Raw genomic sequence first — 16,100 nt, forward strand, 5'->3', positions numbered from 1 at the left:
CGGATTAATCATCAACATCTTTGGGTAGCAGCTTTTCAATATCGTGGAAAATCTGCTGCCATTCTTCTTCATTCAGATCAAAAAGCTGGAAACTGCGCAGCAGAAAAGCACCTTCATTGGCGATGAATGCAAGGCGGGTATTGCGTCCTTGCTGAGTTGAGACATCAAGCCCGTCCAGTTGTTTGCGATACCATTGCCGTGTTTTATCCAGCTGTTCTGAACTTGGTTCGAGGCTGGCAAGCATGGCTGCAAGACGTGAATCACCAAGCGGGTCACTGTCCCTTGTCACGCGAATATGCGCCGCTATATGGGAGAGGGCATCGGTTCTGCCATTCTGCATGGCGGTCACCTGTTTGTCGAAATCAATGCCCCAGCGTGTCAGCATGGCATCGACCAGCCCGTCTTTATTGCCGAAACAATATTGCACGCCACCCTTGGTGATACCGGCAGCCTTGGCCAGCGCATCAATGGTCAAAGCCGGTGCGCCATGCTCCACAACGATCTTTTCGGCCAGATCCAGCAAATGATTGCGGTCAATGGTGCGCGGACGGCCAATTTTTTTGAGTTTTTTACTTTCCATACGTATGGATTTAAATTAACGACCATCAGGTTTCAAGCTTTTTCCGTAAAACAACACATTTTGTCGTTCTGCGGGGCAGGTTATAAAAGTGCTGAAACTTCAGCACAGAAGAAGTGGATATTATCAATGACATTGCATAATCGCTGGCTGGTACTGGCCATCGTCTCAAGTGCATTATTCCTGATCGTGATTGATATGACTGTGCTTTACACAGCATTGCCGCGGCTTACCCATGATCTTGCGGCCAGCGCATCAGAGAAACTCTGGATTATTAATGCTTACCCGCTGGTCGTTGCAGGCCTGTTGCCGGGTGTCGGCAGTCTTGGCGACCGTCTTGGGCATAAACGTATGTTTACAGCGGGGCTTGTGGTCTTTGGCATTGCATCACTCGCAGCAGCCTATGCACCAAATGCGGAAATGCTGATTGCTGCCCGCGTGCTGCTTGCCGTTGGTGCTGCAATGATGATGCCGGCAACGCTTTCGATCATTCGCCTGACTTTTGAGGATGAGAACGAACGCTCTTTCGCAATCGGTATCTGGGCGGCGGTTGCCTCCGGTGGTGCAGCCTTCGGTCCTGTGGTCGGTGGTGTTTTGCTGGAATATTTCTGGTGGGGTTCCGTCTTCCTTATCAATGTGCCGGTGGTGCTGATTGCGCTGGTTCTGGCTTTGACCGTGCTGGAGACCCGTCCCGGTAATAAAAACCGCCAATGGGATCTGGTCGGTTCCGTTCAGGTCATGATCGGTCTTGTCGGCGTGACTTTTGCCCTGAAAGAGCTGGCCAAGCGCGACAGTTCCATGTTGCTCTTTGCCGTCTCTATGATTGTCGGTCTGATTGCTCTGGTGGTGTTCTATCGCAGGCAGCGGGCAACCAATGGTATGCTGGTTGATTTCTCGCTGTTTGGTAACCGCAAATTCTCGTCCGGCGTGATGGCGGCTTCTGTCTCTTCGGCAGCTCTGATCGGCGTAGAACTGGTTTTCAGTCAGCGTTTGCAACTGGTTGCCGGTTATTCACCGCTGCAGGCCGGTCTGCTCATTCTGCCAATTCCGCTGGCCGCCTTTGTTGCGGGGCCGCTGGTTGGCTGGGGACTGCCAAAAATTGGTGAGGCGCGGGTGCTTTGGGGCGGTATGCTGATTACCGGTCTTGGTACTGCGCTTTATCTGCTGAGCTTCCAGATGCAACCGCATATATGGCTGATCGGTCTGATGATTATGGGGTTTGGTGTCGGTGCGGCAATGACCGGTGCTTCAACCGCGATCATGGGCAATGCGCCTGAAGAAAAAGCCGGTATGGCAGCCTCCGTAGAGGAAGTGTCCTATGAGCTTGGCGGTGCCACAGGCGTTACGATTTTCGGCAGTCTGATGACCGCGATCTATACGGCATTCATGATTGTGCCGGAAGGATCGGGTTTTCCGGAAACGATCCGTGACAGTCTGGATGAAGCTTTGCTGCTGGCAGAAACCCTGCCTGCGGAACAGGCGCAGCATCTGCGTGAGGTTGGCTTTATGGCCTTCGATCAGGCCTTTATGTGGGTGATCGCAACGGCCTCATTGCTGATTTTTGCAACGGCATTGCTGATCTTCCGGATGAACCGGAAAGCATAAAAAAAGACCGGCTCATTCTGACGGATGAGCCGGTCTTATTATTTTGAACAGAGATGATGATTATTTATCATCTTTCATACGGGCGAAATAATTTGCCAGCAGCGCACCGGAAATATTGTGCCATACGCTGAAGATCGCACTTGGTACTGCGGCCAGCGGCGAGAAATGCGCAGCGGCAAGTGCCGCGCCCAGACCGCTGTTCTGCATGCCAACTTCAACCGCAATGGCTTTACGCTTGGCAAGAGACATGCCGGTAAGTTTGGCAGCGGTAAAGCCGAGCATATAGCCGATGCCATTGTGCAATACGACAACAAGGAAAATCAGCAGGCCGGTGGTGGCAATTGCATTTTTGTTCATCGCAACCACGGCGGCAACAATCAGCACGATACCGGTCACGCTCACCAGTGGAAGGCAAGGCACAGCCGTTTTAACGATTTCCGGAACGAGTTTCTGTGCCAGTACGCCGAGTGCCAGCGGCACGAGGATCACTTTAACAATGCTCATGAACATTGCCATTGCATCAACCGGCAGGAACTGGCTGGCGAAGAACCAGACGAGGAATGGCGTAACCAGCGGGGCAGCCAGCGTGGTCACACTGGTGCAGGCAACGGACAGCGCCACATCGCCTTTGCCGAGATAGGTCATCACATTGCTGGATGTACCGCCCGGGCAGCAGCCGACGAGAATAACACCGGCAGCGACTTCCGGTGACATCGGAATGATTTTGGTCAGCAATACGGCAAGCAGCGGCATAATCAGAAACTGCGAGGCAACGCCGATACCCACATCGGCCGGGCGGCGAACGACTTCACGGAAGTCATCAAGGGAGAGGGTAAGCCCCATGCTGAACATGATGATACCGAGCAGGGTAACAATATGAGGGGCGAATTGTTTAAAGGTCTCAGGGAATACAAAACCCAGTACGGCAAACAGCAGAACCCAGACCGCAAAAGTCTTGCCTACAAAAGCCGAAAAGCTTGCCAGCATTTTCATTACAGATAGTCCTTATTTAATAACTGACCCCGCTCTTGAGTGCATCCCGAAAAGTGCGAAGCGGTTTTCGGATAAGATGCGCGTAAAAATAGATAGAGCGGTTCCAACGATTTTATTTTAACTGGAACCGCTCTAAATTTTATGAGGCGGCATGGCAAGTTATTAATGAAATAAAATAAGTGCATTACGGGTAATAAAATGAGTCTGTGCGGCAGGCATATAGGCCTAAAGTTTCAGGGCACCTGTAAATAAAAACACCCGCCATAGCTGTGCATGACGGGTGTGTTAGTTTTGTTTGTCAGTCTGTATTGTCAGGCTGTCTTTTTATTGTCGCCCATTTGGAAAATCGCGAACAATGCGATGACAGCTGCGATACTGACATACCATGCAGGGGCGCTGTAGCCGAGCGAAGTGGTGCCGAGCCATGTCAGTGCTGCCGGAGCAAAACCACCGAAAATCGTGGTGGAGATGTTATAGGCCAGCGACATACCGGTTGAACGGATATGGGTCGGGAACACTTCGGACAGCGCAGAAGGTGCAACACCAACCACACCGGCAACCATTACGCAGAAGCAGCTCTGAACAGTGATCAAGGTGCCGAGTGTCGGTGAGTGATGCAGCCACCACAGCAGCGGATGAATAGCAATCAGCAGCACGGTTGTGGTGATCGCCAGTGTCAGACGACGGCCGATCTTGTCGGAAACAGAACCGGCAACGATACAACCGACAGCCATAAGACTATTCCCGATCAGGGCAGCAATGAATGCCTGTGAACCGGTGAAACCGAATGCACGCTGTACATAGATCGGCATATAGATGATCATGACATAGACGCTGGCAGCCCATAATACGGAGAAGGCTGTACCTTTGAGCAATGCACCGCCATAATTGACGAACACTTCTTTCAGAGGAGCATGTTCTGCAGTTTTGCCTTGTTTATCAAATTCAGCTTTGAAAACAGGCGTTTCATCCAGTGAACGGCGCATCCACAGACCAACAGGTGCAATCAACAGGCCGAGGATGAACGGAATACGCCAGCCCCAGTCACCAACCTGATCTTCAGTGAGAAGTGACGTCACAGCAAGAGCCACAAAGGCACCGATAATATTGGAAAATGCCATACTGGCCTGCAGCCATGCAGCATATTTGCCCTTCTGGCCTTCCGGTGCATGTTCCACCAGAAATGCCGCCGCACTGCCGACTTCACCACCGGCTGAGAAGCCTTGCAGCACACGGCCTGCAAGAATAATCATCGGTGCGCCGATACCGATAGCGGCATAGGTTGGTGCAATGGCGATCAGCAGCGTACCGGCTGCCATGATCATGATGGTCAGAAACAGCGCCGCTTTACGACCGGCTTTATCGGCATAAACGCCGAGCACGACCGCGCCGAGCGGACGGATCAGAAAGCCGAGGCCGAAGGCCAGAAACGACTTGATCAGTTCGACAGTGTCATTGCCGCCAGGAAAGAAATTCTTGGCGATATAAACCGCAAACAAGGCGTAGATTGTAAAATCATACCATTCCAGAGCATTACCGATTGAGGCAGCAGCGACAGCCTTTTTGGCGTTGGAATTATGCTTTGTATGCGATGGTATAGTTGGATTATGTGTAACGTCCGTCATAGGACTGGCTCTCCCCCAAACATTCCGGCTGTGGTCTTTTATCTCTCATCTCCCACCAGCAATACGAGACAGTAACAATTTAACTTTGTGTCGGCATTTGACAAAAAATGAATGTCTCCATAGCGAAAAACGAAATAGTGTTTCGACGGAACAATATTTTTGTATTTATGGCATATTGGATTGATATTCTTGGTAAAAATCACTGATGAAGGTCTGTGCCTATGATCGAGCTGCGGCAGCTTTCTTACTTTGTGGCGGCTTGCCATCAAACCAGTTTCAGCAAGGCAGCTGAAATGCTGGATATTGCGCTGTCAACACTCAGCGTGGCACTGCAGAATCTGGAAGAGGAAGTCGGCGCGCAATTGTTCCGTCGCGTGCCAGCGGGGCTTACCCCGACTGTCGCCGGACGCTGGCTTTATCGTGCTGCTATTCCGCTGTTGCAGGCTGAAGCTTTTACCCGTCAGGCAGCGATGCGGGAATGTAGCGAAGAGAGCGAATTCAGTCATCTGGTGGTGGAAGTTCAGCTGATGTTCTCGCTCGGTAATGTCTCCAAAGCCATCAGCACAGCACTTGCCGGTTTGCAGAAAGACTATCCGGATGTGTTTATTGAGCCGCATTGGGGAAGTGCGGATGGTGATCCGGCTTTACCGCTGACAGAGAGTGCGAAAAGCAGCCGGATTATTTTCAGCTATGAGAAAAAGGGTGTCGCTATTCACGATGATCCGTGGGTACTGGCGCGTAGTCTGCCGGTACAGTCAGGCGAAGCGCCTGCTTTGCAGGATATGCTGGCTGGCCCTGTGATTGTGCCTGCATTGCCGGAACCGCTGCTGCATGATCTCTCAGCCTATTTGATCAAACACCCAATCAAAAATATCCGTTTCACGCAGGATCATCCGGGTACTCTGGCACGCTTAAGCGGGGAGCACCCTGATACAGCCTTTCTGGTGCCGCAAAGCACGCTTGCTAACCGTATGGGCTTGCATCGTCTCAAACTGGTGCCGCTTGATCCGCCGCTCATTAGTCAGGTGCGGGTGCATATTGCCGATCAGCATCCGGTGGCGGAGGAGACAGTACGCCGTATTCGTGCAGCACTGATTTCCGGTGAAACGTCACCGCTTTATCAGCCGCAGCTGACCAGACGGCAATTCAGCTATTTCCGGCTGATTGACAATAACCGCAATCTTACAGCTGCTGCCCGTATGGCTAAAGTCGCGCAACCGGCCATTACCGGCCAGCTGCGCAAGATGGAGCAGGTGATCGGCAAACAATTATTTGAGCGCCGCCGCGATGGTCTGGTGCCGACAGATGCCGGACGGGTTTTTCGTATCGGCAGCGATCTGATCGATGCGCGTTTGCAATCTATGGCCGTGCATAGTGCCGGATCATTGGGGCGCAACCGTTCGCGGTTGCGGATTGGCGTTTTGCCGTCCGTCAGTCAGGAAAGCACTTTGCTGGCAGGCATGACCGATGCCGTGCTGCGCTGGCGAAAGAACCATCCGCAAATTGATCTGCAAATTCTGGAAGCGCCGACCAGTGTCTTGCAGGATTGGGTGCAGGCGGGTGTGATCAGCCTTGCCGTGCTGGAAACCGATATGCCGCATATGGCGCGTTTCAGCCTCAATGTTGAGGAACCGCTGTCGCTGATCTGCCATCCTGATTTGGCCGCGGAATTAACTCAGGATACTGCGATTGAACTGGAAACGCTTCGTCAGGTGCCGCTGGTTCTGCCAACCATGACCTTCGGCATCCGGCAATTGCTGGATGCGCAGTTGAGCGAGCACAACTTGTCCGTTGAACCGGTCATCGAGATCAATTCTCTGCCGATGATGATCGCAATGATCCGGCGTGAAAAGCTTGCCACTCTGCTGCCGGTCTCAGCCGTACGCCGTGATCTGGAGCAGGGCACATTGGTAAGTCTTGAACTCAAGCCGCATATTCTGCGCAGATTGTTTGTGATCTATTCCAATGCCCGCACCCTGACGGTTGCCGAAAGAGAGCTGGTGCGCGAATTGCGCGAGGCACTCACACCATAGTGCGATTAGAAATGAGAACAGGCGAAACCGGAGTTTCGCCTGTTCTCTTTACGGGGGAGGATGACTTACGTTTTATGCCAGATTGAAATGGCGGATGTTTTTCTTTTCCGCTTCGTCCAGAGCTTCTTCATAACCGGCATCGGCATAACGCATCACGCCGAGTGATGTGTCATTGGTCAGCGACAGTTCAATGCGGATATCCGCATCATCTGTACCATCGGCCACCACGGTCACACCCGCGCTGGTCATATAGCCGGAATAGCCGCCACCGCCGGAATGGATAGCTACCAGATCGGCCTGCGACGAGCACATAGCCAGACCGTTAATCAGCGGCCAGTCGGCAATCGCATCAGAACCGTCGCGCATATTCTCGGTCATGATATTCGGATGCGCCATGGCACCGGCATCAAGATGGTCACGGGTAAAGGCAACAGGGCCGGACAGTGTGCCGTCACGCACCATGCTGTTCACCGCGAGTGCCAGCTGGGTACGTTCGCCATGACCAAGCCATGCAATACGTGCCGGCAGACCTTCAAACGGCACATTCTTACCGGCGAGATGAATCCAGTTGGTGACAATGTGATTACCGGCAAAGGCTTTGAGGATGTAATTGTCGATAATGCGGATATCTTCCTGATTATTCGACAGAGCAATCCAGCGGAACGGGCCGATAGCGCGGCAGAACAGCGGACGCAGGAAGGCTTCGGTGAAGACCGGAATATTGAACGCATCAGCCACGCCACCGTCTTTGGCATGGGTGCGGATCAGGTTGCCATTGTCAAAGACGACCGAACCGGCTTTCTGGAAACCGAGCATTGCCGTGACGTGACGAACGATGGAAGCGCGGCTTTCATTCATCAGTGTCTGCGGATCGCTCTTGCGCATAGCGCGGGCTTCATCCAGCGAGCGGGTTGCCGGTACATAGCCGTAAACCAGATCATGGGCGGAGGTCTGATCGGTCACGATATCCGGAATGATGTTGCGTGCCAGAATCTGCTCATAAAGATCAGCGGCATTGCCATGAACGCCGATGGAAACAGCGCGTTTCTCAGCCATAGCAGCTTTAACCTGTGCCAGCGCATCGTCCAGATCTTTGGCAATCACGTCAAGGAAGCCGATATCCTTGCGCTTCTGAATGCGTTCTTGATCGATTTCAACGCAGAGCGTAACCGCACCGGCCATACGGCCTGCCAGTGGCTGCGCGCCGCCCATGCCACCAAGACCGGCGGTGAGGATCAGACGACCGGCCAGATCATTGTTGAAGCTCTGCTCGGCAATGCGCATGAAGATTTCATAGGTGCCCTGAATAACACCCTGCGAGCCGATATACTGCCAGTCACCGGCAGTAAGACCACCCCAGCAAATCAGGTTCTGCTTTTCCCATTCGTAGAAATTTTCAGCCTTCGCCCACTGACCAACCATATTACAGTTGGCCATAATCACGACCGGTGCCTGTTTATGGGTTTTCAGAATGCCGATCGGCTTGCCGGATTGTACGACGAGGGTTTCGTCTTCTTCAATTTTGTGCAGGCTTTCAACGATCTTGTCATGGGACGGCCAGTCGCGTGCGGCTTTGCCGAGTGCGGCATAGACCACCAGATTGTCAGGGTCTTCACCCACAGCCAGCACGTTTTCCATCAAACGCAGCAGGCCTTCAGCGCGCCAGTTCTTACAGCGCAGCTCGGTGCCGGATGTGACGTTAAATTGTTTCTTGGACATCGTATTTCTTTCAGTATTGATAACTCAGGCCAGTGCGTAATCGGCAAGCGAAATACCGAGTGCCTTTTCGACAATCGGATAAACGCTCGGGTCTTTGACCGAGGCGCTGAGCGGGATTTCTGTCTTGTTGATGTGGAACACCAGAATTTCCATGCCTTCATGGACATTGCCGACACTGACAGGGCTGCCATTGGTGTCGAGCGTGGTGATCACATCAGGGAAGGTGGCAAGACGCTGACCGTCACCGTCATCCACGGCCATATATTCGTTCATCACATGCAGGATCACATCGCGGTTGCCGTCACGCACGGTGATGGTGCCGATGTCGAAAGCTTCCTGTGTGTAATGCACATTCTTGGCAGTGACTTTGCCCTGCGCGAGAATACTGCCATTGGTGGTTTTGCAGATCGCATCAATCACCGCCGTCGCACCTTTGCTCTGGGCTGCGCGAATGGCTTCACCAAGGGTCAGAGCGCGGGTGATGCCGCCGAGCGCTGCATTCTTACGTACATAGGAAGCACGGAGCGGATTGCGGCAGCTGGCGATGAAACCGCCGGACATATCAGAGGCTTTGCGCAGGATCGGCGAGATTTTGGCTGTCGCGCCACGTGTCACCAGCTCGATATAGGAGTTGGAATCACGGTGACCGCCAACGGCTGTCTGGATCATCTGTTCAGGGCTGTTGGCCATGCCGATGGAGCCCATATCGCCGGTCGGATGCGCGCGGATATCGCCTACAGCATCAATAACCTTGGTGCCGAGAACAGCAGAAGGCAGCCATGCATTCATAGTGCTGGACATGCCGTTCTGGCCGATCATCAGGCCATAGACTTCGTCGCCCAGCTCATATTGCAGCAGTTCAACGGCTTTCACATAGTCGATTCCGAGCATTTCCCACTGGGTGGTGCTGGCCGGTGCGCCGATAGCAGCGGCTGTGGCAATCCATGCGTCATCGGATACTTCTTCCATATCCACCAGTTCAGGCCGGCCAATGGTGACCGCAGTGGTGCCCAGCATACGGCCATGCTCGACCCATCCGCCGCCGCCGGCTGCAAAGACCGAACCGCCTGCAATTGCGGATTCCACGTCATCCAATGTTAAAATACGCCCCATAATGGCCTCCTCTTAAATGCTGTTATGCGTTTGATTGGTAATTGGAGTGCGCTCGTCAAAGCGGCGCACTGCCGCAAACATTGCTGCAGCACCTGCTGCAATGTCGTGTTTCTCTGCCCATTCTTCCGGTGTGTGACTGCGCCCGCCGAGGCATGGCACAAAGACCATTGCGGCCGGTGCCAGCTGGCCGATAAAGGCCGCATCATGCCCCGCACCGCTGGCGAGTTGCAGATGACTATGGCCGAGTGCATCGGCGCTTTTTGCCAGATCATCCAGCAGGCCTAAGTCACAATCCATCGGCATGGTGTCGGAAAGGGTCTTGAAGTGGCTGCGCTCCACACTGGCCTTTTCGGCAGCATCATGTGTCGCCGCATCAATGTTTTCCAGAAAACGCAGCGTTTTCTCGCGTTTGCCGGTGCGGATATCAACAATCACCTTGGCCTGTTCCGGCACCACATTGGCACCGCCCGGTTCAAGGGTGAGAATGCCGACAGTGGCAACAAAATAACCGTCCGGCTCGGATGCCAAAGCTTCGGCCTGTTCACGGATTGCAGTAACTGCCTGAGCTGCCGCATAAAGCGCATCGCGGCGCATATGCATTGGCGTGGTGCCTGCATGGTCAGCAGCACCCTGAAAGGCGATTTCCAGACGGGTGATGCCGACAATGCCGGTCACCAGACCCAAATCCGTTTTGCTCTGTTCCAGCACAGGGCCTTGCTCAATATGCAGTTCCAGATAGGCGGCAATATCATCCTTGCGTATAGCCTCTGCGAGCTTGGCCGGATTGCCACCGACACGGATCAGCGCATCGCCTAAGCGCTCATCCTGCGGGCCGGTAAAGTCGAGCATGGCATTGGTCAGCTGACCGCTCATGCCACGGCTGCCGACACAGGAGAGGCCGTATTCACTCGGCTCTTCAGCGAGAAAATCCACCACTTCCAGATTGTGCTGCAATTCAATACCGGCATCGCGCAAGGCGCGGGCAACTTCGAGCGCAGCCACCACACCGGCAATGCCGTCAAAGCGTCCGCCGGATGGCACAGTATCGCTGTGCGAACCCATCATAATGGTTTTGGCATGCGGCTTGGCACCGGTACGGCGACCGATCAGATTGCCTGCGGTATCAATGCGCACCTCAAGACCGGCGGCTTTGAACTGCTCAATCAGATAGGCGCGGCCAGCCAGAAAACGCGTCGTAAAGGAACGGCGTGTGTAAGGCTTGCCCGGCTCGGTAATATCGGCCAGCGCCATAATGTCCTGCCAGAGCCGGTCACCATCGACGAGCGTGTTGGAGGCCGCCATTACGCGGCTCCTTTACGTGAGTTTGGACGTACAAAACGACCTGAACCCGGTTCCGCTGTGACCACACCTTCAGCCATGGCACATTCACCACGCACAAATGTATGGGTGATGCGGTATGGCAGTTTGATGCCGTCATAAGGGCTCCAGCCGACAATATTATTGCCGCTTTCTGCCGCTTTGTAAGTGTAAGGATCGCGGCGTGCCAGCACGATATCGGCATCAAGACCGGCACCGAGCGCACCTTTCGTCTGACCGAGGCGGAACAGATTGGCCGGATTATGCGCCAGCAGGCGGGCAGCATGGCTGAGAGACAGACCGCGCTCATCCAGACCTTTGAGCAGCAGTGCATAAAGCGCTTCCAGCCCCGGAACGCCAGATGCATTTTTCAGCATATTCTGGTCATTCTTGCGATCAAGCGACCAGCTCACATGATCGGTGGAAACAATGGTCACATTACCGGCAGCCAGTTGCTGCCAGATGGCTTCACGCTCAGCGCGGTTGCGCACCGGCGGGTTGATCTTGGCACGGCCGATCAGGCGGCTGACATCATCTTCTTCGCACAATGTCAGATAGTGGATGCAGGCTTCAACGGTTGCGGCATAGCCCTGTGCGCGATAACCAGCGGCCAGTTCATAGCCACGGCCAACGGAACAATGCACCACATGGGTGGCACAACCGCTCATGGCGCCGATTTCATAGACTTCCGCCATAGCCAGCGTTTCGGTTACCGGCGGACGGCTCATACTATGGGTCAGATAATCGGTGCGGCCGCTTTTCTCGACCTGATCGATGTAATAACGCACCATTTCATCATTTTCATTATGAATACCGGCAATCAGACCATGACGGGCAATGGCCGAGAAGCACTCAAAAAGCATCTGCGGGGTGATGCGCGGAAAGCGCTCCGGATGGGTACCGAAGGTCGAGAATTTGAAACCTGCCGCACCGGCTTCCACCAGACCGTCGATATGCTTGGTGCCGTCTGCCGGATGCGCCGTAGCATAAAGCGCGAAATCCACGCGCGCTTCTTGACCCGCGGTTTCCACCTTGCGGGTGAAGCGCTCCGGCGTGGCGATCAGGTCGCCGTCGTCATAAGGCATATCGACAATCGTCGTCACACCGCCTGCAGCGGCCGAGCGGGTCGACCAGATAAACTCTTCCTGATTTTTCTGGCTGCGGCTGTGCACTTGACCGTCAATAGCACCCGGCAATACCAGATAATCCGCACCGCCATGGCTTTCGCCTGCAGGGGCTGCACCCTGACCTGTCTGGACAACGCGGCCGTCGCTGACCAGCACCCAGCCATTGTCAATGACCTGATCGGGCAGAACCACTTTACCTTTGAAGACTTTATCCTGCATTGCGGCATTCCTTCATTCTGGCTGCCTGCATCACTTTGCAATGCAGGCAGTTATGCGATTTTAAAATTACTTGGTGGCTGGCTGCGTGAAAGCGTGCAGCACCTGCACGCCAGCGGCAAAATCAGGCGTGTAAATGCGATCCTGATCGACGAATTTGACCTGTGCGCGATAGGTTTCCAGCAGTTTTGCGGAGGTTTTTCCGAGCGTGACTTTGCCACGCAGATCGACAGCCTGCGCTGAATGCAGCAACTGAATAGATGACAGGCTGTACATATTGTTGAGAATGCGCTGGAGATTGCTCACAGCCAGCGGAGCATTATTGCCTGTATCTTCAATATTGCCTGCCATGGCGAAAGTGTCGAGCGAGACCGGCATGGCCAGCTGACGGTTTTCCGCATAGAGCGCAACAAGCGGCTTCTGCATGGCACCGAAAGCATGGCCTTCATTCTCAGGGCCGGCAAGGAAGCGCGGCAGCTTGGTGAAATCCGGATTTTCCGTGCGGATGGTCTGCATCACAATATTCTGCGCTAAGCGGGTGAGGGCGACATTCAGATTTTCCACACGGGTGGCAACCGGCAGCATGTCGAAATTGGCGGTCGGATAAATCGCGCCATGCACATCGCCTGCGACCTGATATTTGTGCAGCTGGTTATGACTGTCAGCCGCTTTTTCCGCAGGCTTGTCGGAGGTCACAGCGGCAGGATTGTCATCGCTGGCATTGATATGGATATGCAGAGCCTCTTCGAGTGCGGCCTGCGCTTCCCATGCATTACCGAGCGCATAGGCCATCGTGCGGTAGGAGAGCGGATCCTGCAAAGCGCGGCCGTCAGACTGCTGCCAGAGATAGGAGCCATCCAGCGCCGCACGTATATCTGTTGCTGCCTTCACCATTCCCGGAAACGGGCGCAATCCGGTTGTCTCCGACAGGAAAGGCGCGACATTGCCGTTATAACCTTCGAGCGACAGGGCGAAAACGGCTGTGGCTGCTTCCAGATAATGGCGTGTTTCTTCTGCCAGCAGCGCTGCCTGACCGGCAGTCAGTGCATTGGTGCTGAGAATGGAGAGGAAGTCTTTGCCGACCGGTTCAATTGGTTTCAGACCGGCCAGCTTCAGGGCTTCTGCCGCAGGCATACGCTTACCCTGATAATCCACAAACCATTCGCCGATCATTGCCAGACCAATATGGGAGGCGAGCGTAATATCAGCCTCACCGACGGAACCTTTTTCGGGCACAACGGGGATAATGTCGTGATTGAGGAAATCGCGATAGGCCTCCACCACACTCAGCTGCGTGCCGGTTTCACCGCCGAGCATTTCATTAAGGCGGATCAGCATACCGGCGCGCACTGCCTGCGCAGGCATAGCCTCGCCAATGCCGCCACCATGGGCATGAAGTGAACTGGTGTTGAAGCGGCGGGAAAGTGCCAGCAATTCTTCATCCAGCGTGCGGCGGCCTTTAACCTCTTTGAAAACCGGTTTGTCCTTGTTCCAGCCCACGCCGACATTCAGCCCGTAAACGGCGGTGCCCTGCAAGGCAGCTTCCATCACCAGATCAAAACTATGGCTGACTTTTTGTGCAGCTTCCGGTGCGATTTCGACTTTTTCGTTTTTGTTCGCTGCGAACTCTGCCACCTGCGCAGTGGTGAGCTGCGTACCGTTAAGCTGCAAACTTTCAGCATAGGCGGCAGAAGACGACAGGAGAGCAAGTGTCAGAATGCTGAGTTTCGACAGGTGATTGAGCTTTTTCATACTGGGTTCCCGTTTGCCTTTTCCCTCTGGATGAGGGTGCTTATGGATGCGGCAAATTATGGGTCAGTATAGAAATTGCTTGAAAGGCTGAAACGGCGAAAGTTGCGAAACCCGCAATAACAAAAAGCTAAATCATGCCGGTATCAGAGAATAGTTTTCTGAACAGTCCGGATTGTGGCCTTACGCATACCGGCTTTCATTTGGCGATATAATGAAAAGGACTGCGTGTAACTGAAAGGCTGGTTTTGGGAAATGAAACTCGATATTCAGTGATTGTTAAAATGACAATAAATACTGTAAAATCAAAAGCTTGTAATTGTTATTTTAAGGGTTGTGTATGGCGTTTTTATGATGAATTGTCTGTGGGTAACTGCACATAATCTCAGGCAAATTCAGTAACGGAGTTATACATGTCTTGTACTCTCTCGTCTAAAATTGCACTCAGCCTTATGATGTCGGCCTCTTTGCTCAGTCAGGCCGCAGCACAAAAATCAGAACAGGATGTCAAAGCCTATAAGCAGCAGGTAACAGCGGGCGTGGAGAGCCGCGCCAAGCTTGCGCAGGAGATGACGGATTCAATTTTCAGCTTTGGTGAGCTGGCTTTTCAGGAAGTGGAAACCTCAAAATACATCACGGATATTCTTGAGAAAAACGGCTTTACTATTGAGCGCGGCGTTGCCGGTCTGCCGACCGGCTGGGTGGCGCGCTGGGGCTCGGGCAAACCTGTGATTGCACTGGGTAGTGATATTGATGGTCTGCCAAAAACCTCCCAGATGCCCGGTGTTGCCTATCGCAAGCCGATGATTGAGGGCGCACCCGGTCACGGGGAAGGGCATAATTCGGGGCAGGCTGTGAATGTGGTCGCAGCCTTGGCGATGAAAGACCTGATGGAGAAGGAAAAACTCTCCGGCACGCTGGTGCTCTGGCCGGGTGTGGCAGAGGAGTTGTTGGGTGGCAAAGCCTATATGGTACGTGACGGCGTGTTCAAAGATGCGGATGTGGTGATGTTCACCCATGTCGGCAATAATCTGCAAACCTCGTGGGGCGCAGCCAATGGCACGGGCATGGTTTCGGTCAAATATACATTTGCCGGTGAGTCTGCCCACTCTGCCGGTGCGCCGTGGCGCGGACGCAGCGCGCTTGATGGCGTGGAGCTGATGAATATCGGCTGGAATATGAAGCGGGAGCATTTGCGGCCTGAACAGCGCTCGCATTATGTGATCCCTGACGGCGGCGATCAGCCGAATGTGGTGCCGTCTGTTGCCAGTGTCTGGTATTTTATCCGTGAGACGGATTTTGAGAACATCGCCAAGAATTTTGCGATAGCCAATACAATGTCTGAAGCAGCGGCAAAAATGTCTGACACGGCAGTAGAACGGCAGATTATCGGCACAGCAGCACCGCGTCATTTCAACAAGCCGATGGCGGAAGCAGCCTATGCCAATATTCTTGAGGTTGGCCTGCCGAAATGGACTGACGACGAAAACAGCTTTGCCAAAGCTGTGCAGAAGGCTGTGAAAGGCAAGGAAGACGGGCTGGCGACAGAGCTGAAGAAACTGGCACCACCGCCGGAAAAACCTGAAAGCGGCGGCTCGGATGATATCGGCGATGTGTCATGGATTGTGCCGACAATCACACTGAATTATCCGTCGAATATTCCGAACCTTCCGGGGCATCACTGGTCAAATGCCATGTCGATGGCTACGCCAATAGCTCATAAAGGCGTTGTCGCCGGATCGAAGGTAATTGCCATGACCGGCGTTGATCTTCTGACCAAACCGGAACTGGTATCTGCGGCACAGGACTATTTTACCAATGTGCAGCAGAAAGATCAGAAATATCTGCCGATGCTTGGTGCGGATGACAAGCCGCAAATTCAGCTGAATACGGAGATTATGCAGCAGTTTCGCCCTGAAATGCAGAAACTCTATTATGATGCGGAGAAATATCCGACCTATCTGGATCAGCTCGGCGTCAAATTTCCTGAGCTGACTGCGCCGCAATAACAGAAGTTTATAAGGAT

At 53.7% G+C, this 16,100-nt stretch carries 11 protein-coding genes; 3 read left to right on the forward strand and 8 right to left on the reverse strand.

Features of this window, described 5'->3' with window-relative positions:
* Positions 1-4: 4 nt before the first annotated feature.
* The gene (locus KHQ09_RS08235) at positions 5-580 is read right to left on the reverse strand and encodes a TetR/AcrR family transcriptional regulator (RefSeq protein WP_083646959.1); all 576 of its coding nucleotides are present in this window, start codon (positions 578-580) and stop codon (positions 5-7) included.
* 126 nt (positions 581-706) lie between these two features.
* Here KHQ09_RS08235 and KHQ09_RS08240 point away from each other — a divergent pair, with 126 nt between their 5' ends.
* A complete protein-coding gene (locus KHQ09_RS08240) occupies positions 707-2,182 on the forward strand; it encodes an MFS transporter (protein ID WP_213597591.1) in 1,476 nt (491 codons plus the stop codon).
* 60 nt (positions 2,183-2,242) lie between these two features.
* Here KHQ09_RS08240 and KHQ09_RS08245 read toward each other — a convergent pair whose 3' ends face one another.
* Together KHQ09_RS08245 and KHQ09_RS08250 are read right to left on the reverse strand one after the other, a co-directional pair.
* Positions 2,243-3,175, reverse strand: a complete 933-nt coding sequence (locus KHQ09_RS08245) for a bile acid:sodium symporter family protein (protein WP_075655482.1) — start codon at positions 3,173-3,175, stop codon at positions 2,243-2,245.
* Between the two features lie 311 nt (positions 3,176-3,486).
* Complete coding sequence (locus tag KHQ09_RS08250) at positions 3,487-4,800, reverse strand: MFS transporter (protein ID WP_213597593.1); 1,314 nt, start codon at positions 4,798-4,800, stop codon at positions 3,487-3,489.
* Between the two features lie 221 nt (positions 4,801-5,021).
* On the opposite strand from KHQ09_RS08250, the gene KHQ09_RS08255 reads away from it, so the two are divergent.
* On the forward strand, positions 5,022-6,833 hold the full coding sequence (locus tag KHQ09_RS08255) for a LysR family transcriptional regulator (RefSeq protein WP_213597595.1): 1,812 nt from the start codon (positions 5,022-5,024) through the stop codon (positions 6,831-6,833).
* A 72-nt stretch (positions 6,834-6,905) separates the two neighbouring features.
* Here the strand turns inward: KHQ09_RS08255 and KHQ09_RS08260 are convergent, their stop codons facing one another.
* The 5 genes from KHQ09_RS08260 to KHQ09_RS08280 all read right to left on the reverse strand — a co-directional run bounded on the left by KHQ09_RS08260 (position 6,906) and on the right by KHQ09_RS08280 (position 14,077).
* Complete coding sequence (locus KHQ09_RS08260; protein WP_213597597.1) at positions 6,906-8,552, reverse strand: urocanate hydratase; 1,647 nt, start codon at positions 8,550-8,552, stop codon at positions 6,906-6,908.
* A gap of 24 nt (positions 8,553-8,576) precedes the next feature.
* Positions 8,577-9,665, reverse strand: a complete 1,089-nt coding sequence (locus KHQ09_RS08265) for a DUF917 domain-containing protein (RefSeq protein ID WP_213597599.1) — start codon at positions 9,663-9,665, stop codon at positions 8,577-8,579.
* Positions 9,666-9,677: 12 nt separating this feature from the next.
* The gene (locus KHQ09_RS08270; protein ID WP_213597601.1) at positions 9,678-10,967 is read right to left on the reverse strand and encodes a Zn-dependent hydrolase; all 1,290 of its coding nucleotides are present in this window, start codon (positions 10,965-10,967) and stop codon (positions 9,678-9,680) included.
* Positions 10,967-12,328, reverse strand: coding sequence for a dihydroorotase (locus KHQ09_RS08275; RefSeq protein WP_213597603.1), 1,362 nt, complete (start codon positions 12,326-12,328; stop codon positions 10,967-10,969). The genes KHQ09_RS08270 and KHQ09_RS08275 overlap by 1 nt, the downstream gene beginning before the upstream one ends.
* Positions 12,329-12,394: 66 nt before the next feature.
* Positions 12,395-14,077 (reverse strand): HAL/PAL/TAL family ammonia-lyase, encoded by a 1,683-nt coding sequence (locus KHQ09_RS08280; protein WP_213597605.1) that lies wholly within the window; start codon positions 14,075-14,077, stop codon positions 12,395-12,397.
* Between the two features lie 410 nt (positions 14,078-14,487).
* On the opposite strand from KHQ09_RS08280, the gene KHQ09_RS08285 reads away from it, so the two are divergent.
* Positions 14,488-16,083, forward strand: coding sequence for an amidohydrolase (locus KHQ09_RS08285; protein WP_238481594.1), 1,596 nt, complete (start codon positions 14,488-14,490; stop codon positions 16,081-16,083).
* Positions 16,084-16,100: the final 17 nt, after the last annotated feature.

The sequence above is a fragment of the Pseudochrobactrum algeriensis genome, from assembly GCF_018436245.1.
Taxonomy (GTDB): Bacteria; Pseudomonadota; Alphaproteobacteria; order Rhizobiales; family Rhizobiaceae; genus Pseudochrobactrum; species Pseudochrobactrum saccharolyticum.

Bases quoted from the DNA above. Each gene is read 5' to 3' on its own strand.
- KHQ09_RS08235 (WP_083646959.1), bottom strand. From the start codon at position 580: ATGGAAAGTAAAAAACTCAAAAAAATTGGCCGTCCGCGCACCATTGAC.
- KHQ09_RS08240 (WP_213597591.1), top strand. From the start codon at position 707: ATGACATTGCATAATCGCTGGCTGGTACTGGCCATCGTCTCAAGTGCA.
- KHQ09_RS08245 (WP_075655482.1), bottom strand. From the start codon at position 3,175: ATGAAAATGCTGGCAAGCTTTTCGGCTTTTGTAGGCAAGACTTTTGCG.
- KHQ09_RS08250 (WP_213597593.1), bottom strand. From the start codon at position 4,800: ATGACGGACGTTACACATAATCCAACTATACCATCGCATACAAAGCAT.
- KHQ09_RS08255 (WP_213597595.1), top strand. From the start codon at position 5,022: ATGATCGAGCTGCGGCAGCTTTCTTACTTTGTGGCGGCTTGCCATCAA.
- KHQ09_RS08260 (WP_213597597.1), bottom strand. From the start codon at position 8,552: ATGTCCAAGAAACAATTTAACGTCACATCCGGCACCGAGCTGCGCTGT.
- KHQ09_RS08265 (WP_213597599.1), bottom strand. From the start codon at position 9,665: ATGGGGCGTATTTTAACATTGGATGACGTGGAATCCGCAATTGCAGGC.
- KHQ09_RS08270 (WP_213597601.1), bottom strand. From the start codon at position 10,967: ATGGCGGCCTCCAACACGCTCGTCGATGGTGACCGGCTCTGGCAGGAC.
- KHQ09_RS08275 (WP_213597603.1), bottom strand. From the start codon at position 12,328: ATGCAGGATAAAGTCTTCAAAGGTAAAGTGGTTCTGCCCGATCAGGTC.
- KHQ09_RS08280 (WP_213597605.1), bottom strand. From the start codon at position 14,077: ATGAAAAAGCTCAATCACCTGTCGAAACTCAGCATTCTGACACTTGCT.
- KHQ09_RS08285 (WP_238481594.1), top strand. From the start codon at position 14,488: ATGTCTTGTACTCTCTCGTCTAAAATTGCACTCAGCCTTATGATGTCG.